13 protein-coding genes are annotated in these 20279 nt (G+C 58.7%); 6 read left to right on the top strand and 7 right to left on the bottom strand.

Translation table 11 applies throughout. The features are described from left to right. Nucleotides 1-167: 167 nt before the first annotated feature. Together K1Y02_16725 and K1Y02_16720 are read right to left on the bottom strand one after the other, a co-directional pair. On the bottom strand, nucleotides 168-1028 hold the full coding sequence (locus K1Y02_16725; protein ID MBX7258007.1) for a hypothetical protein: 861 nt from the start codon (nucleotides 1026-1028) through the stop codon (nucleotides 168-170). Nucleotides 1029-1281: 253 nt separating this feature from the next. Beyond that, nucleotides 1282-4071 carry a glycoside hydrolase family 78 protein gene (locus tag K1Y02_16720; protein ID MBX7258006.1) on the bottom strand — a complete coding sequence of 930 codons (2790 nt, stop codon included), beginning with the start codon at nucleotides 4069-4071 and terminating at the stop codon, nucleotides 1282-1284. A gap of 507 nt (nucleotides 4072-4578) precedes the next feature. Here K1Y02_16720 and K1Y02_16715 point away from each other — a divergent pair. Both K1Y02_16715 and K1Y02_16710 read left to right on the top strand, forming a co-directional pair. Beyond that, entirely contained in the window at nucleotides 4579-5202 is a 624-nt protein-coding gene (locus K1Y02_16715; GenBank protein MBX7258005.1) for a TetR/AcrR family transcriptional regulator, read from the top strand. 33 nt (nucleotides 5203-5235) lie between these two features. After that, on the top strand, nucleotides 5236-6174 hold the full coding sequence (locus tag K1Y02_16710; GenBank protein ID MBX7258004.1) for an alpha/beta hydrolase: 939 nt from the start codon (nucleotides 5236-5238) through the stop codon (nucleotides 6172-6174). 308 nt (nucleotides 6175-6482) lie between these two features. On the opposite strand, the gene K1Y02_16705 is transcribed toward K1Y02_16710, so the two are convergent. The 3 genes from K1Y02_16705 to K1Y02_16695 all read right to left on the bottom strand — a co-directional run bounded on the left by K1Y02_16705 (nucleotide 6483) and on the right by K1Y02_16695 (nucleotide 9492). Continuing rightward, nucleotides 6483-6896: a hypothetical protein gene (locus K1Y02_16705; protein MBX7258003.1), complete on the bottom strand. Its 414-nt coding sequence runs from the start codon at nucleotides 6894-6896 to the stop codon at nucleotides 6483-6485. Between the two features lie 64 nt (nucleotides 6897-6960). Continuing rightward, complete coding sequence (locus K1Y02_16700; GenBank protein ID MBX7258002.1) at nucleotides 6961-8043, bottom strand: ankyrin repeat domain-containing protein; 1083 nt, start codon at nucleotides 8041-8043, stop codon at nucleotides 6961-6963. Between the two features lie 222 nt (nucleotides 8044-8265). Then, the gene (locus K1Y02_16695) at nucleotides 8266-9492 is read right to left on the bottom strand and encodes an ankyrin repeat domain-containing protein (protein MBX7258001.1); all 1227 of its coding nucleotides are present in this window, start codon (nucleotides 9490-9492) and stop codon (nucleotides 8266-8268) included. A 318-nt stretch (nucleotides 9493-9810) separates the two neighbouring features. On the opposite strand from K1Y02_16695, the gene K1Y02_16690 reads away from it, so the two are divergent. The 3 genes from K1Y02_16690 to K1Y02_16680 are packed head-to-tail and all read left to right on the top strand — an operon-like array spanning nucleotide 9811 to nucleotide 14414. After that, entirely contained in the window at nucleotides 9811-10224 is a 414-nt protein-coding gene (locus K1Y02_16690) for a GntR family transcriptional regulator (protein MBX7258000.1), read from the top strand. Continuing rightward, nucleotides 10221-11138: an ABC transporter ATP-binding protein gene (locus K1Y02_16685; GenBank protein MBX7257999.1), complete on the top strand. Its 918-nt coding sequence runs from the start codon at nucleotides 10221-10223 to the stop codon at nucleotides 11136-11138. The genes K1Y02_16690 and K1Y02_16685 overlap by 4 nt, the downstream gene beginning before the upstream one ends. Before the next feature lie 30 nt (nucleotides 11139-11168). Beyond that, nucleotides 11169-14414, top strand: coding sequence for a hypothetical protein (locus K1Y02_16680; protein ID MBX7257998.1), 3246 nt, complete (start codon nucleotides 11169-11171; stop codon nucleotides 14412-14414). A gap of 19 nt (nucleotides 14415-14433) precedes the next feature. Here the strand turns inward: K1Y02_16680 and K1Y02_16675 are convergent, their stop codons facing one another. Both K1Y02_16675 and K1Y02_16670 read right to left on the bottom strand, forming a co-directional pair. Next, entirely contained in the window at nucleotides 14434-14619 is a 186-nt protein-coding gene (locus tag K1Y02_16675) for a hypothetical protein (GenBank protein ID MBX7257997.1), read from the bottom strand. A gap of 103 nt (nucleotides 14620-14722) precedes the next feature. Then, on the bottom strand, nucleotides 14723-17062 hold the full coding sequence (locus tag K1Y02_16670; GenBank protein MBX7257996.1) for a hypothetical protein: 2340 nt from the start codon (nucleotides 17060-17062) through the stop codon (nucleotides 14723-14725). Nucleotides 17063-17281: 219 nt separating this feature from the next. Between K1Y02_16670 and K1Y02_16665 the strand changes: the two genes are divergently transcribed. Then, the coding region (locus tag K1Y02_16665) for a DUF1549 domain-containing protein (GenBank protein ID MBX7257995.1) at nucleotides 17282-20279 on the top strand (2998 nt) is incomplete at its 3' end.

The following is a 20279-nucleotide window of genomic DNA, read 5'->3' as shown; positions in this document are numbered from 1 at the left end:
CCATCCACGCTCGTGCAAATCCATCTGTCTACTTCTAGTCCCTCTTCTCAATCTTGTTCATCATGTAAATCCTGTCCAATTGGTCCTTCGGTCTTCGGGCCTTTAGGTCCCACAGGTCCCATAGGTCCCATAGGTCGCATAGGTCGCATAGGTCGCATAGGTCCCATTCAGTCCACTCTTAACACCATCCACCACTGCCGATTGACTCCTTCCAACTCCACCTCACTGACTGCCAGCCCGCTTTCCTTAATCCACGCTCTTGTCATCGGAATCAGGTTGTAGAACAACTCCCACGGAAACCAATCCACCCCAATAAACCTGCACCAATTGAAGTGGTCAAACACCATGTACCCGCCCGGCTTCACGAGCCGCGCCACATCCCCGACAATCTGCATCAACTCCGGTTTACCGCGCACCTCAATTCGACCCTCCTGAGCGTCTTCCGCGAGCCACTCGATCATCTGCCGCTCATTCGGAAACCAATCCACCGCCGTCGTGTCCATTCCGCGCGGCTCCGACACCGCCGTCTGCAAAATGTCGTTCACCGCGTGATGAAAACACGCCACATCCACGCTCCCCGGCCCCAGATACTGCGACACATTCTGCGCGTTATCCTCGACGATCCGAATCTCCGATTTCAGATGCGCGATCTTGACCTGCAACTGATCGCGCAACTTCCGATTTAGATTGATTGTCGTGTACGAGGCCTCTCCGCCAGTATACGCCTCCATCGCGAGGATCACCGGACACGACGCCCCTACGCACGGTTCAAACACCGTCATCCTGCGCGGCGGCTGCAACGCCTCAAACACCTCGTAATACTGCGCTGCCAACACGGCGTCCAACACCGGCATGCTAATGTCGAGCGGTTTTGGATCGGTCAACGCCGTGACTACCCGCGATGGAATCGCATCCAGTGCCGACAACGCCGTGCGCGCCTCCTCGCCCAGCACACGAAAGATCGCCCCATCCGTAATTTCCCGCGCTACCCTCGCCGGATTCCAAAGTGCCTCACCTGATTTCATCATGTTCCCCAAATTTCATAGCCCAGAATTACGCAAGTGCCAATGAGCTTCTCCAACAACTCTCGCACGCTTCGCGTTCTTTCGCGGCAACTTGAAGCTCTCGCTTTTCATTCGTTCAATTTCGAATTATAATTTCCCCGCCTATCCACCGAAGCTTGCGCGCTTACCCGTTACCTCCCTGCGTCTTAGCGCCTCTGCGCGAGATCTCTTCATTCTTTCTTTCGAAATCTCTGCCTTTTCTCGCGGCAAGTCGTCTTCACTGCTTCACCGCAAACGCATACTCTCCCGACCCCACGTCAAACGCAACAAACCCTACCTTCTCCGACTCCACACTCCGAATCCCCGCCACGTCCGCCACCGGCTTGCCGTTCTCCTGCACCTGCTCCGCCGACGCCGCAGGCACATACACCGTCGCGGTCGTATTCGCGGGAATCGACACCTTCAACGCATACGCGCCGCCATCCAACGTCCAATCCACCGCGATACGCCCCCGGATGGAATCGTAGTGCCCCTTCGCATACGTCAGCCCACCGCCCGGCACCGGCCGAATCACTATCTTCTTATACCCCGGCGCGCCCGCATTGATCCCGAGTATCGTCTTATACATCCATTCGCCGACCGCCCCAATCGCCCAATGATTCAGCGAATTCATACCCGGGTCTTGGAACCCGCGCCCAACCACATACCCGTCCCAACGTTCCCAAATCGTCGTCGAACCCTGCTCGATCGAATAGCCCCACGACGGCATCGTCCGGTTGTTGATGAGCTTATACGCCACGTCGTCATAGCCCGCGCGACTCAACTCCAGCATCATCCGAATCGTGCTCTGTATCCCTGTCGATATGTGCCCGTTGTATTTCACGAGCCCCGCCAGCATATGGCCGACAGCCTTTTCCCGCATCTCCTCCGGCAACATCTCGAAGTTCAACGCCAACGCATAGCCCGCCTGTGTATCGCCCTTGATGCGCCCATCCGCCGCGACAAACTCCCTGCAGAAGGCCGCCTTGATCGCCTTTGCGAGCGAACCATACGTTGCTGCATCGTCCTTGCGTCCGATCACATCTGCCATGCGCGACACATATTCCGTCGAACGCGCAAAGAACGCCGTCGCCAGCACCTCCGGCGGCACCGCCCCGCCCGACTTCGGCCAATTCTCCAGTTTCAACGTATCCGCGTTCAGCCAATCGTTGTAGTCGTTGTTGCGACCCTGGCTCCAAATCAAATCGGGATTCGCCGCGTGAATGTAGTCTACCCAACGACGCGCCGCTTCGAAGTGCGTCTCCAGCAGCCGCGTGTCCCCGTAGTTCTCATACACACGCCACGGTACGAACACCCCCGCATCGCCCCACGCAGGCACACCCGAAAACCGCGCGTTGTAGTCGAATGGATGCGGCGCAAAATCCGGGAACCGCCCGTCCGCCGCCTGATTGTCGCGCACATCCTGCAACCACTTCGTGAAGAACCCCGCCATATCCATGTTGAAAATCGCCGTCTGCGAATACACCTGGATATCGCCCATCCAGCCCAGCCGCTCGTCACGCTGCGGACAATCCGTCGGCACACTCATCATGTTCGCGCGCTGCGTCCAAAGGATGTTGTGCGCCAGTTTGTTCAGCAACTCACTCGAACATTCGAACGCGCCAATTTCCGGCGACGACGAATTAAACACGCGCCCCAGCAACGCATCCTGCGCCGGTTTTGCGGGCAACCCCGTTACTTCGACGTACCGGAACCCGTGATACGTAAAATGCGGCTCGAACGTCTCCGCACCGCCACCGCGATACGTATACGCGTCCGTCTGCGGTGCGCCACGCAGATTCGCTGTGTACAACGTGCCATCGTCGTTCAACGCCTCGCCATACCGAAACGTCGCCGTTGTCCCCGCCGGCGCCTCATGCGCGAACCGGCACCACCCCACCATGTTCTGCCCGAGGTCATAAACGAAAACGCCCGGCTTCGGCTCCGTTAACCCAATCGGCTTCAACTCTTCAATCACACGAATCGGCTCGTTGCACTGCGCCACCAACAGCGGCTTCTCGCCAATCTCGCTTGCATTCGCTGCCGTCCACGCGGTGTCGTCATACCCGGCCTTATCCCAGCCCGGCAACTCCTTGCGCCCATCCTGCACTTCGCCATCAAGCGTGTCGTTGCGGCGGATCGGTCCCTCCAGCGAACACGTCCACGACCCATCCGTTACAATCTGCTGTCGCGTCCCATCCTCGAACTCGACCTCAACCTGCATCAACAGCTTCGGATTCTTGCCGTAATGTCCCCACGTCGGACCGTTCGGCACGATGTTCGACAACCCAATCCGTCCCGAATACCACCCATCGCCCACCGTCGCCGCAAACGCGTTCTCGCCCCGCGTCAACAACCCCGTGACATCGTAGGTCTGGTACTGCACGCGAACGTGGTAATCCGTCCATTCCGGCGCAAGGATTTGCTCACCCACGCGCTGGCCATTGATCTGCAGTTCATACACGCCCAAAGCCGATATATACGCCATCGCGCTCCGGATCGGCTTCTCGATCACCGCCTCTTTGCGAAACAACGACGCGGGCCTCCGCTCCGCCACCTCGCCCGGCACATCGATCCACTTCGCCGCCCAATTTCCATTGCCCATGCGTCCCGCGCGCCACATTGCCGCCGCGCTCCACGGCGACTCCGCGCCCGCCGCATCCCACACGCGCACTTTCCAATAACATGCCGCTCCTGGCTCAAGCGCCCTACCCGCATAAGCAATCTGCGCCGTCGCATCTGACGCAACTTTCCCCGTGTCCCACAGATCGCCCTGATCCTTCGCCAGCAACTCCGGTGCGCTTGCCGCAACGATCCGATACGCCGTCTGCGCGTCTCCCCGCACATCCGACGCAACCGTCCAACTCAAACGCGGCCGCGCCACATCGACCGCCAACGGATTCGTCAAATACTCACACCGCAACGTCCCCGGCTCCATCGCCGCATCAACGTGCGCCGCGGAAAATGCCGCCACACCCAGCACCACTACCGTATGAAATAGCCGCATCGGTTTATCCTTTACGTGCACTCGTGCCCTCTCCCGCCTGCCCATCGAAGTATAAGGCCGCTCCCTCGTCCAGACAACGGCTTGGATTGTGTCAACGACTTAGATTGTGGGTGTTGCGCCTCGAATCACCGCACGCAGTCCCTCAAGTTCGTTAAATCTGTCCGGCCTTTGTCCAGCGGATTCTTTTACTAATCGACACTTCCCTCGTCCTCCTGCTACTGCGCACCCCCAATTCCATCCCATTTCGCCGACGGCCTCGCCCGTCTTTGTTTTCAAATCTCAAATTTCAAATTTGAGCTCAAAGCCCCAACTCCTTCCCGGCGCTCCCTGCGCCTCCGCGCGTCTGCGTGAGAAAGGTCCCAATTGCAGGCCATGCCATCTGCGCCATCCACCTCGTCCACCTCTTCCACCTCGTCTATCTCGTCCATCTCGTCCGCGTTAGTCCGTGACAGTCCGTGTCCCCCTTGACTTCCCTTTGTCCACCCACTACAATTGATTAAATAATCATTCAATCAAAGGATCCTCCCCGTGGGACGCAACCCCGACCAAAACCAACGCATGAAAGACCAGCGCACACAGCGCATCCTTTCCACTGCGGTGCGCCTCTTCGCCACCAAAGGCCTCGCCGCCACCAAGATCGCCGATATCGCCGGCGAATCCGGCATGTCCGGCGGACTGCTCTACCACTACTTCACGTCCAAGGAAGCGATCTTCACCGAACTCATCCGCAATGCCTTCGACAAAATGAACGAAGCCTGCACCGGCCTCGCCAAAATGGATGCGCCCCCGCACACGAAAATTGCCCTGGCCCTCGAAGCCCTCCTGAAGAGCCTCGACGAAAGCGAAGACTTTGCTCGCACCTGCGTGCTCATTGCCCACGCGACGATCTCCGACGCCATTCCCAAAGAGGCGAAAGCTGTCATCGAACGCGAATACCGCAAGCCCTACGAAGTCATCGCCCGCATCATGGCCGCGGGCCAACGCGCCGGAACCATCCGCGAAGGCAAACCCAAAGAACTTGCCCTCGTCTTCTGGACCTCGTTCAACGGACTCGCCATCTATAAAGCCGTCCACACGGAGACATTTAAGAAACCCGACCCGCAGATTCTCGCCAGGATGTTCTTGGCGCCGCGGGCCACACGGAAGAAATAGCGGCGGGGGGAGAGTGCCCGCCAGGAGGAAGTCATGCCAAGCCTGAAGTCTAGGCTGTTCGTACTAGCCCTGAAATACCGCCATCTCATGCGATTCCAATGGAAACGCCGCAGTTTCGTCACTTACGACACCTCGGTCCCCGATCTCCGCAAGGAGATCGAGCGCGGCGCATCCTTCTTCGGAAAGTTGCCGAAGGGCATGAACATCGAGTCCGTGACGATCGACGCTATGCACGCCGAATGGGTCCGTCCCGCAGACGCCTCAAAAGACACCGCCATCCTCTACGTCCACGGCGGCGGCTACGCCACCGGTTCCTGCGCCGCACACCGCGCCATCGTCTCCAAATTCGCCAACGGCGCCAACACGCAAGCCCTCTGCTTCGACTACCGCCTCGCACCCGAGCACCCGTTTCCCGCCGCGCTTGACGACGCCGTCTCCGCCTACCGCTGGCTCCTCTCCGAAGGGTATGCTCCCGCCAAGATCGCCTTCATCGGCGATTCCGCCGGCGGCGGACTCGCCCTTGCCACGCTCATTGCCGCGCGCGACCAAGGTCTCCCCATGCCTGCGTGCGCGATCGCGATGTCCCCCTGGACCGACCTTACCAACTCCGGCGACTCCTGGGAAACCAACGCTCAGGTCGATACGCTATGTTGGAAAGAAGCCCAGATCGTTTTTGCGGACTACTACGCCCGCGACAACGACCGCACCAACCCCTGGATTTCGCCGCTCTTCGGCGACCTGCACGGCCTACCACCCATCCGCATCTACGTCGGCGGCAACGAACTGCTTCTCAGCGATTCCACCCGTTTCGCCACGAAAGCCGCCGACGCCGGTGTCGATGTAAAACTCGAAGTGGGGGAGGGACTATTCCACTGCTACCCCGCCTGCGCCCCACTCTTTCCCGAAGCCACCAAAGCCCTGCACGAGATCTGCACCTTTGTAAAAGATCGGCTCCCAAGCACACGCGTCTGACTTGCGTGTCATCCTGAGCGATGGATCGCGCGAGCGCGGGTTTCAGTGGTAGAAACAAAAACTAAGCGGAGCCTTCTCTCCGGAGTGCCGTAGGCACGGCAGACTCTAGCCTGGGGTTTCGATTCGCGTCTGGGACGCGAATCGAAACCCCAGGTACCAGCCCCCACCCAACGTGAGCCCTGTAAGGGCGAAAGCAACTTTCACGGTCCGTTTCTAAGGAGTCCGCCCCCGCCGAACGAAGGATCTGGCATTAGACAAGACAATCTCCACCTTACGATGGGCAGTCGTGTCCCGTGTGAACAGAGCGTCTACTCGACATTGGTCGATGCCGCCAGACTCTCCTCAGCCTGAAACTGCGGCATGCTCGAAACGACGTGTGCCCACACCGCCGTGTACAAGAATCCCCCAAAGAAGACCAAGAGAAATGCCGCCCACAACGGGAAAACGACATACCGCAACCAACCGCGCATGCGTGTGTACAGAATGAAGGACAAACAGTAGAAGAAGCAGGTCATCATTAAAAGGAAGAGTGGCACAACGAGCTGATGACGGCTGAATGGCCCGGTCGGAAGGTCAATACCAAATCCCTCCGAAAGCACGCCAAACGGTATTACTCCAAGAACAAGTACGATTCGCGTAATCCACAAGCACACGACGTACAGCCTGTCCCAAACCGTCTTTTGCTGGACGCTTACGGCGAACTCATTTCTTGTGTCAGTCACTGCTTCCCCCTCGCGCGAACTCGCATTCCACCTGCCGCCAGCTTCCATATTCGCTTCCACTCGATTACCGCAGAGTGCCCTCGCTTGCATCTCCGCGTGTACTCGCCTCACCCGTATCGGACTTGGCCCCCGCCTTCACAAGCATATCAATGAACTCTTGCTTCCCAAGTCGCGTTGCACACGCCAACATAGTCTCTAGTTTGCCGTTTTGACCGGGATACTCCGCATTGACATCAAGACCGAGCCCAAAAGCCAACTCCAACACCCCCATCTTGCCATGCTCAATGAATTCATTCGGATGCCGAATGTCCCGCGTGTACTGAGACAAGATGCGAAAGCAGTCGTCAGTGTCCTTTGTCCCGGCTACATCTAGTAGAGTCCTGCCAGCCGAGTCAACACCCAGGGGAGTCGCTCCATGATCGAGTAGAAGTTGAAGATTCTCGGCTCTATTGTCGTAAATGGCCCAGCTCAGCCCACAAGACGGGCGGCCTCCACGCGCGAGGAAGAGTTCCAGGAATTCGGATGTGTTCAGACTCGCGGCTGCTCCAACGCCCGAACTTGGGTCAGCTCCTTGCTCCAAGAGAAAGGTCACCATGTCGAAGCTTCTCTTAAAGACTGCCTCCGTGAGAGGACCGTAGACAAGAAGACCGCCTCTGTTTAAGTCGGCTCCATGCGCAATGAGCAACTTTGCCATGGCCAAATCTCCTTGCCTCACGGCAACCGGAAGCAAGGGATCGGTAGTGATCGTATCGTAGCCAGAAACGCTCGTGATATAACCGGTATTTGCATCAACCCCCAGAAGATTGAACTCAAGACGTTTTTCAGCGAGGGCAATGTCCCCGTGCCACACGGCGTCCTCAAGCGTCTTGTACTTGCTGAAATAGAGCGTCGGGATGCCGGTGAGGACAAAGGCGACAATAATGCTGGCAAAAAGTGCACGCAGCGACGTGGGCCTATACGATACTTCCTCTAAGCGACTCCACATCCGAATCGCCACAGAGAGCAGAGCCCAAACACCGAGATTGATTCCTGTCTCTGTCCAGAACCAGCGGAAAAATCCCCCAGCATTACCGTAGAGGAACGTACTGAAGATCGTGACTCTCGTGAATTCCTTTTCTAAACAACGCCAGTAGACTGTCGACATCATGTCAGCGGCACCCGGAACAAATATGAGCAATACGGCGATGGCTCTACATACTCGCGGCCTGCAACAACGAAGTACGCACTGAATCGGTGGCACCCAGTAACTTGCGTACATCGCACATATCAAGGGAATTACCATAACTAGAGCCAGTATATTCACCCCAAGCTTCCCTCGCCTGATTAGGAGCACTCTTTCCCGGATGCTTGTTTACTATGTCCTCGACTACTACCTCAATCCCTTCGGCAAATCCCTCTGCGTACTCGCCTCACCCGCATCAACCTTGGCCCCCGCCTTTACAAGCACATCAATGAACTCCTGCTTCCCAAGTCGCGTGGCACACGCCAACATAGTCTCCGGCTTGCCATCCCGTCCGGGATACTCCGCGTTAACATCTAGGCCGAGCCCCAAAGCCAGCTCTAACGCGCTTAGCGTGCCGCTCCTGATGATTTCATTTGGATGCCGTATGTCCCGTGTGTAGTGAGATAAAACCTGAAAACACTCGTCCGTCTCGTTCTCCCCCGCAACATCGAGCAGAGTCCTGCCATCGCCACCAATGCCAAGCGGAGTCGCGCCATGCTCGAGTAAGAGCCGAAGATCCTCAACCCTGCCGCACCTTACTGCTTCCCAAAGCCCTAAAGATGGACTACCCCCATGCGCCAGAAGAAGACGTAGAAAATCCGATTCGTTCTTTCTTGAAGCATAATCCATCGCCTCCGCCGGATCTGCACCTTCTTCCAGCAAATACTCCGCAACATCATAGTGACACGCCAAGACTGCCTCCGTGACGGGCCTAAAAATCCTCTCGCCTCTTCGGTTGATGTCGGCCCCGTGTGTGAGCAATAGCTTTACCATCTCGAGATCGCCTCGTCGTGCCGCAATCGGGAGTAGAGGTTCGGTGACTGTGTCATCCGAGGAACTTCGTGTGATGTAGCCAGTATTCGCGTCTACGCCAAGTAGATTGTTCTGGAGCCGTTTCTCAGCGAGCAGAAGGTCTCCATGTTCCACCGCGTACTGCAAGGTCTTGTAGTTGTACAAATAGAGGGTCGGAATGCCCGTGACTATCAAGACGACGAATACGCTCCCCAAGACGGCTCGTCGCGATGTGTAGACATAAGGTTTGCCCACCGAACGGCATTGATGCCGGAGGATAACAGTGCATATTTCCCACACCGTAAGATTGAATCCGGTGAGAACCCAGAATTCTAGAAACGTATCTCCAATCGCCGGTCCGATGAGCTGCTTCCATACGGTTATCCACGTGAGCGTGTCGTCGAATACCGCTCCGAAATACGTTCCAAAAACCGTCATTACCGTTCCTGGAAAGAAGATCAACGCCACTGCCAGCCCCCGAAAGAAAGCTCCCCCAACGTATCGCAGCCCGTACTGAATAGGTGGAACCCAGAAACTCGCGAGGGCCAGAAATAACATCAAGGTCAGGTCAATATTAGCCATACAGAGACTGTCCAATTGCGTTGCCCGTCAGCGATTACTGCGACCCCCAGCCGCCGCCCCACGCATAGCAGAACCAACACAATATTATAACACCACACCCCAAGCCTCACTTCAATTCGATTAATTCACTCAGTCCATACAATCCCACACCGTTCTCCGACTGCTACGGACTGGTCCACCTAGTCCATCACGTCCACCTCGTCCGAATAGATCGCATGGGTCCCATAGGTCCCATTCTCCCCCTTGACTTTATTCGCAAATTGTATTACAGTTTCGATACAGAGGACAAAAGCCGCAGCGCGGAGCCTTCATACCATGTTGCACTTATCCGTGAACCAAAACGACGGCCTGCCGCTCTATCTCCAATTGGTGCAACAGATTAAGCACCTTATTGCCGTAGGCCGCCTCCAACCCGACAGCGAACTGCCCCCAGTTCGCACCCTTGCCCACCAACTCGTCCTGAACCCCAACACCGTCGTCCGTGCCTACCGCGAACTCGAAGTCGCGGGCCTCATTTACAAGAAACGCGGTGCAGGCACCTACGTCGCGGCTGGCGCCACGCCCTACACCGACGACGAATGCCGAAAGATCCTCAAGCAACGAACCGAGTCGCTGCTCGTCGAAGGACGGCACCTCGGATACGGCCTCGAACAACTGATCTCCCTGATGCGCGAATGCGACGCGACTCTCAAAGCAGGAAATGGCGACGGACAAGGAGCGCACGTGTCATGACGGAACAGAGTGCAGAACCCATTATCACCATCAAGAACCTCACGTGCCGCTTCGGCAAGAAGGTTGCCCTCGACCGGGTAAACTTCGAAGTCATACCCGGCCGCGTTTTTGGGCTGGTGGGGGAAAACGGCGCAGGCAAGACCACGCTGATGAAACACCTTCTCGGCGCGCTCACCCCCCAGGACGGCCAAGTGCGCGTCTTCGGCGCGGACCCCACGCGCGACCCCACCGCCGTCCTCTCTCAGATTGGCTACCTCTCTGAAGACCGAGACTTGCCACGCTGGATGCGCGTCAAAGAACTCATGCGCTACACCCAAGCCTTCTTCCCCGATTGGGATCAAGGCTACGCGGAACAACTCCGCCAGCAATTTCGTCTCGATGCCAACACGAGAATCCGCAGCCTCTCGCGAGGTGAAAAAGCCAAGGCCGGCCTGCTCGCCGCCCTCGCGCACCGGCCCAAACTGCTTCTGCTCGACGAACCCTCCTCGGGACTCGATGCCGTTGCCCGCAAAGAGATCCTCGCCGTGGTCATGCGAACCGTCGCCGAAGAAGGCCGCACCGTCGTCTTCTCCTCGCACCTCCTCGACGAAGTCGAACGCGTCGTCGACGAGGTCGCGATGATCCACGAAGGCCGCGTCTCGCTCATCATGCCCATGGACGACCTCAAGGCCACCCACCAACGCCGTGTCGTCGCCTTCGAAACGGAAGTAAAGGTATTTCCGAAAGTCGCAGGCGTCCTCTCTGCCGAAGGCGAAGGCCGCGAATGGGCCGTTGTTACCCACGGCGATGCCGATATCACCCGCGCCGCACTGACCCGCGCAGGCGCAAGTATTCTCGAAGAATCCGTTCCCACCCTCGACGCCATTTTCGTGGCCCGCGTCGCGGGCGACCGCGGTATTCAAGACGTGGCCTAACCGGTGGCAAAAACCAAGGAACCAACAGCCATGACAGCACCCGCCGCAATGCGACACGATGGCGCCGGACTCGCCCCGAAATTGCAGGCCCTCACCTGGGAAGAATGCCGCGTCGGTGGCGCTATCGCCGCCACCTGCGCCATGATGAGCATCCCCTTCATGTTCATGTACCAGTGGACGAACATGCCCCATGCCCGCGCGCTTCAAGATTCACTGCTGGTTTCTGGCGTCTTTGCGGTCCCATTCCTGACCGCCCTTCTGCTTGTGTTCAGCCCGGACTATTCCGGGGAACTCGTCGGCGGCTTCTCCAAGCGCATTATGCGCCTGCCCATTCCCACGTGGGCCGCCGTACTCGTACCGCTCGCCCTGCGAACCGTCTTTGTGCTGCTTTCGGCCGCGGTCTCGTTTCTTTGCTGCTATCTCATCTTCGGCCAAGCACCGGGCATACAGGTTGCCCTCGTATTCGCTTGCATCTATCTGGCGATCCAGACCGCCGACTGGATGCGCGCCCCCATTTCTGGCCTATCCAGCGCGCTGCTCCTGCTCGCTCTCGTCGTGGTCTACGTTACCTTCCGTTATATCGACGACACCATAAGCGCCGTCCTCGCCACGCAGTCTCATGCGATTATCGCCCTCTTCGTCTTCACGGCCTGCGTCTCCATCATTGCCTACGGTTTCTCCGTCGCGAGTGTCGGAGCGGCCCGTGTCGGCCGCCGCGTCGGTATCCCTGAAATCTGGGAATGGCCGCAACGCATCACGAAACACTGGCCTGCGCGCAGTCATGCCTTTACCTCACCGCTCTCCGCCCAGACATGGTTCGAGCTGCGGCGCACCGCATGGATCATCCCCGTCGTCACATTCGGCGTGTGGGCGCTTGCAACATTCCTGATTTCAATCAACTCGCCCGCCAATGCATCAATGGATACGACGGGCGCTGTCCTCATCTTCGGCGCCTTCCTGCTCGGCGCCATCGTGCACGGCGAGCGCACGGGTGTACTCGGCATTCGCCGTCAAACCGGCAACCCCGGCTTCCATTTCCTGCAACCTCTTAGCGACGCCGGACTCGCCCAGGCCCGCATCGCAGCAAACCTCATCGCCTTCGTCCCGGCACTCTTACTCGTTCTCTGTGTACACTACGCCCTCGGTGGCCGCGGCTATCTCCCCAACGTCGTCCTCTACGACCTCGCCATCGGCGGGACATCGATTCACGAAGTGATCTGGTCCTACGCGTCCAGGGGTGTTTTCCTCGGTATACTCGCATGGGCATTTCTCGGTATCGGCACACGCACCGTAAGTGTCACGCTGGTCAGCGCCATTGGCGTCTTTGTTGTCATCTGGGCGCTCCTCGCGGACGTCCTTCGCGTACTCGGCATCGACTATTCCTGGGACATAGAACATTCGGCCGCCATCGGCCAAATTGCCACTTTCGCATTTGTAGCGGCCATGTTCATCCTCACCCTCTCAATTGCCTATCGCCGCGGACTCCTGACGCCGCGCGCACTTACCGTATCGTGCGCTTCATGGCTACTGACGGCCGGCCTCCTGTTTCGTGCCGTTCCACAATCGAGTTCAGGCGGCCTCCTCCCATTCTGGGGTCTAATGGCCAGCGTCGCAGTGTGCCTGGGTGCCGCCGCGCTCGTCCCGCTCCCATACGTCTCCTTGCTGCTCGATACCTCCCGGCGACGTCACAGCGCCAAACGTGTTCAATCACCCGTTGCGGCACAAACCCCATCTTCCCCTCGCACCGTCCTGGCGTACACATTCGCCGCATGCACGGCAGTATTCGTCGTCTGGCTGTCTTGGCCCGCCCAACCCGCATTTACAAAGCTATGGCACAGCCGGGGATATCCCGCCACCCTGTCCGAACTGAATGCTTGGTACCCGTCCGTTCCTGCAGACCGGAACATGGCCGGCAAGTACCTCGCCGTGATACAGGATTTTGAAACTCGCGATCAGGCATTCTTCAACGCGAATTTAGGCAAAGTTGCATCGTCTTCTCCATCAGGCTCATCCCCAGAATCCATCGCTGACCGCCTGCTCATAGTCGGTGGAGCCGACTGCCCCTCGATCAGAAACGTACCCGAGGACATCCTGCGAACCACAGAAGACTACTGGCAATCGGTCACCTCGCATGTCGCACCAACTCTGAACGACATTGCCCAAAACGCAACCGGCGAATCGCGATATCCCGTTGACCTTACGCAAGGCCTGTGGGCAGAGCTAAGCCACCTTGCAGGGGTGCGGGAGATGAGTCTGCAGCTCATGCTCGACGCATTCCATTGGTCTCGCTCCGGCAACTCCAATCAAGCCATACGCTCCTTCGACGCCCTACTTCCCCTCGCAGATTCTCTGGCGATGGAGCCTATCCTCATTTCTCAGTTGACGCGCATATCTGTCTGCAATCAAGTAGCCAAAACCTCCGAGCATATCGTGAACACGGCTCCATCCTTATCCGATGCAGACCTCCGTCACCTCCAGGAGACTCTCGGTCAAATACTGCCTCCCACACGTGAGTCTCGAATTCTCGATCGCGGTCTTGTCGGTGAATCCGTCATTGGCATCACGAGTGTCACATGCATGCCTTGGAGCTGGAGCAATCCCGACTGGAACACCGGTCACTCCCTGAGGGACAGGCTCTACAGACAAGGCGTCTTTGACTCGGTTGTCATTATCCCCAACTTGCTCTTCTCGTCCGAGGCCGAACGTATGACCCTCTTGCGGCTCTACGACGGATACCTGGAATGGGGCAAGCAAGAAGCGGCCCTACCTATTGGAGGGGGGGAGCTTAGCTGGGAAAACGGAGTCATTCGCACTGCGCAATTCATGTCAATCCGATCCGCCATACTAGCCCCCGCAATCGGTCGCTCCTATGAATCCGAGTGGGTGACGCGCATGTACCTATCCATGGCGCAATCAGCCTTGGCTGCCGAGCGCTATCGCCTCGCCAACGGTCACTTGCCCGAATCGCTGGACGCGCTCGTTCCCGCGTACCTCGCGGAAGTCCCACGCGACATCTTCGCGGACTTCGAGACCCCGAAGCGCCAAACCCTCGGATACCTCCGGCGTCCCACCGACGACCGTAGAGGGCACGCTGGCAGGGGATATGCCTTCGGCATCAGTGGATACAATCTCCCCGTCACATACCGCATCACCGGCGACGATTCGTTCGTCATCTACAGCGTAGGCAGAAACCGCACGGACAACCAAGGCCAGACAAGGACTGAAGAGTTCCGCGAAGCCGACGACATTGCCATTACCATCGAGGCGCGCTCCTGATTCTGTATATTGCGGCGGGTCAGTACCAGATGCTCGTGACGATGACCGGCTCCTCCGCGCACGCCTCGCGCGGCTTGTCATAGCCAAACGACTGCGTCACCATCTTGGGTTCGATGTTGTGCGTCGCCATCCACTGGTTGATGTGTTCGTCCATCTGCTGCAGGGCTTCGAATGTCACTTTCCCCACGAACGTTTGCACACGCATCGATAGGATACCTCCATTCACCATATCTCGGACGCCAATCGCAGTATACCACGCGCCCTTTCCGTGCGCTTCCACGAGCGCAACACTTGTGAATCAGGCGCTCCTACTTAGAGCCTCCCTTCAATGCAATGTCCGGCCTCCTTATATCCCCTGCCGGTCCCACAAAGTAGATCGGAGACTCGCTCAATCGCACCTCGGGCGTGTCCACTACCTGCCCGATGACATTCAGGCATTTCATGCCCTCAGGCGTCTTCGCCGTGGCGTTTCCCGAAGGATCCCACAGGACATGGATCGCACGATCCCCATTCCTGAACGCAAACCAATGGCAACCACCTGCATCAATGACATCCTCTACATACTCCGGCTTTGGCCCCATCAACTGAGTGAACACTGCCACCGCCACAAACGCCTTGCGTACGGCCCCGTCAGCGAACAGACAACTCTCCGTTCCCGGCTTATTCACCGACCCCGTGCAACCCGAATGCAGAAAGACCTTCTCGCCGCCCCTCCCAAGGAAAATCGTGCTATACCGCACAATCCGATCCCCAACTTCTTTCTCCGAAAGCAGTCTCGGCTCCGAAAACGTCCCGGGTATCGGCCGGAACGGCTGGCGCGGCAAGTCGTCCGTGCCGAAATACGAAAACTCTGTCATCCACATCGGCTTCGGCCCGCCGTGCGCCTTCATCGCGGTGCGCAATCCCTCGATATCCGAGAATCGCTCCTCCGGCGGCACCTTCCCCGGATAGTCGTGAACGCCATAGATATCCACAAGGTCGAGTATCCCCGCCTCCACCATCGGAATCGTATACCGTCCTGAGAAGAACATCCCCGGTCCACCCATGATCCGCGCGTTCGGATTCGCCGCGCGTATCGCCGGAGCAACCACACGCAGGAGTCTCAGATAATCGTCAATCGTGAAACTCTTCAGCGTCGTGCTGTTCAAGGCACTCGAATCCGGCAACGAATACAGCGTGAAAAGTGGTTCGTTCAAAAACTCCCACACCTGCACCTGCTCCTTGTACCGGCCCACCGCTGCCGTCGCAAACCCCGCCAGCTCGTTCGCATCCTGCGGCGGCCACGCCCAACGCGCCCGCGGAATCAACTCCTGATCATCGCCCTGGCCGCCCGCCTTATACCGCGACGATTCGGCCTGCAAGGCCTCCAGACTTGGCGCGGTCGAATTCCAATCCGCGGAAGGGAAGGGGATCATCGCCATCAACTTCGCCCCCTGCGCGCCCACACGATTCATCTGCGGATCGCTGATGTCCCAACGGTACTGCCCCTTTTCCGGCTCGATGTGCTGCCACTTCAACGACCAATCGCGGTACCAACTCACCCCGGCCTTCTTCGCCAACCCAACCAACTCCGCCGTCGGATACGCATGGTTCACCCCGATGACCGTTTCCTCGTCCGACTGCGCAGGCACGATTGCGATACGCAACAGCCGTGACTCTTCCTTCTTTCCACACGCGTACTTCGCCGTGACGCGGTAAAACCCTTGCCGCTGATCCGGCAATTCGACTATCTTCTCGATGGACGAATTGGCCGGTATCTCCAAATCCACCGGCGGAAAATCCACCGCCGCTCCAAAGTAATCCGTCGCTTCAAACACTATGTCCGCGTTGGCAGGTTTCGATGCCGAATTGTATGCGGCGATCTTCAGCGAGGCGGTTTCGCCAACTGTAAACACTCCCGCTGGCGCAACGGGAACCACGCCAATTTCCAGGCCGCTTCGCGGCGCAAACTCCGTTGCGGCGTCCCCCTTCTCAAGCTGGACGGCATCGACATCGACGAACACCGTTTCCTCTTCCGCCAGGTTCGGGCCCGCCACCACGAACAAGAACGGATATTTCGGAGAGAACGTGTGACTGTACCGTTGCCATGCCGCCGTCAGCGTGACGGCCTGCAACACCTCCTCCTGCGCGCTACCCCAACCCTCGGAGGGATCCTCGTTCTGTACCCCGAATAGCGCCGGCACTCCGTCGCGCGATGCGCGCATATACACCGATAACGTGAGAGGTTTGCCGGGCGTCACCTCGATCCAACCAAGGTTTGCCGCCAATGGCCGAAGCTCCTTGCGAACCACCGGCCTGAAATAGTCAAAGTTGAATTCCGGCGTGTTCTCGCCCCCAAGTGGTATGCGAAGAAATGCATTGCCCTCCGCGCCTCCCGAGGTCTCCACCGAACCATGCAACGTCGCGAAATTACCCCAATTCGGTACCAACGGCGCCCACGCGTTTTCAAATCCCGCGCCTCGCCCCAACGACGACCACCCGCATTCGCCCACCTCGAACGAACCATTCGGCACAAGGTTCTTACTGGTGATCGACGCCACCGTGTTCGTGAATCGCACACGCTCGTTTGCCTCACCCGCCCAACCCACGGCCAGCGCGAAAAAGAGGCCTACTCCCAAAACCACGCTGAGACTTCTCACCGACTGCATTCCCCATCCCCCCAACAATTGGACAACGCCCATTTTCGGACACCATGCTCCCCTGTCACCTGACTGTAGCCCTTTCCACATGCCCAATCAAAAGCCCCAGTCCTCGCAGTCCGTGTTCGTCCGTGCCAGTTCGTGTTCGTCCGTGTCTTCTTCTTGCACCACCCCGTGCCACTATCTACAATGTCTCCCAACTGCAAGTCCTGGCGAAAGGTGTTTCCCATGCATACACGTATGTGTTCCTTCCGTTGGCATTCGCTCCTAGTCCTGTCTCTTGCCTCCGCGACTGTCTTCGCACAAGACCAAACCGCTCCCGTCAACTTCGATGCCTCCGTCAAGCCGATCTTCGCCGAACGCTGCGTCTCCTGCCACGGAGCAGAAAAGCAGAAGGCGGGGTTGCGGCTCGATCTGCCCGAGTGCATTACCGCGGGAGGTGAAGACGGCCCCGTCATCACCTCCGGCAAACCCGACGATAGCGCGCTCTACAAACGAGTGACACTCCCCGCGGGCCACGAAGACATCATGCCGCCCAAAGGCGACCCGCTCACCAAAGAACAAACGGATCTCATTCGCCTCTGGATCGAGCAAGGTGCAACATTTGCCGCCGTACCCGCATCGGAGCCAGCCCCAGCCCCTGCACCGGAGTCAGCCCCGGCCCCAGCCCCGGAGCCTGCACCAGCCCCCGAGACGACGCCAAGCCAACCAGCTCCCGTCAGTGTGCTCGACGAATTGGAGAAGACTGTTCAACCCGCATCACAAGAAGCGTTGGATGCCATTCGCTCCACCGGCGCGCTGGCCATGCCGCTAGACATGAAAAGCCCACTCGTACAAGTAAACTTTCGTATAGTCGGAGCCAACATCGCCGATGACCAGTTGGCCGCGCTCGACGGCATCAAAGACCAAGTCACGTGGCTTAATCTCGCGGAGACCAAAATCACCGACGCAGGCCTCGCCAAGCTTGCCTCGCTGCCAAACCTCACATCGTTGCACCTGGAGAAAACTGGAATCACCGACGCGGGCCTCGAACACTTGAAAGGCCTCCAACACCTGGAGTACCTCAACCTCTACGCGACCAAGGTCACCGACGCGGGTCTCGCCCAACTCGAAGGGCTCAAGAATCTGAAGAGCCTCTATCTCTGGCAATCGTCTGTTACACCCGAAGGCGCGGAGAAGCTGAAGCAGTGCATCGCCGGACTCAACGTGAATCTCGGCGTTGCCGTCAAAGCCGATCCCAAGCCCGAACCCGATGCCAATCTCGCAAAACTTGCTCCCTTCTTTGACGCCGAGAGCTGCTGCGCCAAAGCGTTTGCATCCGCCAAGGCCTGTGACCACGATTGCTGCAAAGAAGCCGCAGCGAAAGGCGAGGTGTGCGCGAAGTGCAATCCCGGCGCGGAGGCGAAGAAGAAAGTTGCCGCGCTCTTCGATGCCGAGAGCTGTTGCGCTAAAGCGCTGGCAACCGGCAATGCCTGCGGACATGATTGCTGCAAAGAAGCATCAGCCAAAGGCGAGGTTTGCCTGAAGTGCAACCCTGGCGCGGCCGAAAAGCAGAAGGCGCAAACAGACGCGGCCCAGCCCGCACCTCCGGAAACCGCTCCGCCCGCTGAAGCCCCTGCTGCGCCTGCACCGGCTCCCGAACAACCGGCTCAACAACCAGGCGAAGGGCCTGCTCCTCCGGCAGCCCCTCCCGCTGCCGACGCCATCCCCGCAAAACAAACGCTCACCTTCAATCACGACATCCGGCCCATCCTCTCCGACAACTGCTTCCGATGCCACGGTCCCGACCGAAACGCGCGCAAGGCCAATCTCCGCTTGGACCTCCGCGAATACGCCATCGCGGACCACGGCGACGAAACCGTCATCGTCCCCGGCAACAGCAGCCGCAGCGAGCTGGTCCGCCGCATCATGAGCGACGACCCCGATCTCATGATGCCGCCGCCCAGCTCGGAAAAGCAGTTGTCGCCTGCGCAACGCGAGAAACTGGCCAAGTGGATCGACGAAGGCGCCACCTATGAACCCCACTGGGCCTACATTGCGCCCACGCATCCCGAGCCGCCTTCCGTCTCCAACGATACCTGGATCCGCAATCCCATCGATCGATTCATACTCGCAAAGTTGGACCCCGCCGGCCTGACACCGTCGCCGGAAGCCGACCGCCGCACGTTGATTCGCCGGCTTTCCTTTGACCTCCTTGGCCTTCCTCCGAAACCCGAAGACGTCGATGCGTTCATCGCCGACACCTCGCCAAACGCCTACGAAAACCTCGTCGAGACGCTGCTCGCTTCTCCGCACTTCGGCGAGCGCATGGCCGTCGATTGGCTGGACCTCGTGCGTTACGCCGACACCAACGGGTATCACGGCGATGAGTTCCGCGAGGTCTACGCATACCGCGACTACGTGATCAACGCCTTCAATCAGAACAAGCCTTTCGACCAATTCACGATTGAACAACTCGCGGGCGACCTGTTGCCCAATGCCACCCTCGAACAGAAGATCGCCTCGGGCTACAACCGCCTCAATCAACTCACCGCCGAAGGCGGCGCGCAACCCAAGGAGTACATCGCGAAGTACGCCGCTGATCGCGTTCGCACCACGTCGTCGGTCTGGCTTGCGTCAACCATGGGTTGCGCCGAATGTCACGACCACAAATTCGACCCCTTCACGATGAAGGATTTCTACAGCCTTTCGGCCTTCTTCGCCGACATTAAGGAAGAACCCGTCTACACGGCGGGCGGTCCCTGGACGCCAACGTTGCCGCTGCCAACTCCCGAGCAAAGTGCCGAACTGAACCGTCTCGACGCGCACATCGCCTCGCTGAAGACGGCCCTCGACACGCCCACTCCCGAGTTGGCTGTTGCCCAAGACGCATGGGAAAAGGACGTTCTGGCACGCATCGCCGCCGAAAAGAACGATTGGCTGCCCTTGTTCCCCGACCGCGCAACGGCAGAGCACGGCACAACGCTCGGAGCCGCCAACGACGCCACGATTACCGCAACCGGCGAGAACCCTGCGCAAGAAACGTACACGCTGTCGTTCCACACCAGCCAGCAGGGAATCACCGGACTGCGCTTGGAAGTCTTCACGGATTCGTCGCTACCCAACGGCGGTCTTGGTCGAGGCAACGGCAACTTCGTGCTCACGGGCTTCGAAGTCGTTGCATCTTCCAACGCGGCCCCGGACCCAGCTTCCGTGGCAATCGGCGCGGCCCAAGCCGACTTCGAGC

Source organism: Candidatus Hydrogenedentota bacterium (genome assembly GCA_019695095.1).
In the GTDB taxonomy this organism is placed as follows: Bacteria; Hydrogenedentota; Hydrogenedentia; order Hydrogenedentales; family SLHB01; genus JAIBAQ01.
The sequence above is the reverse complement of the archived record's forward strand: the minus strand, read 5'-3'. Positions and strand labels throughout refer to the sequence as shown.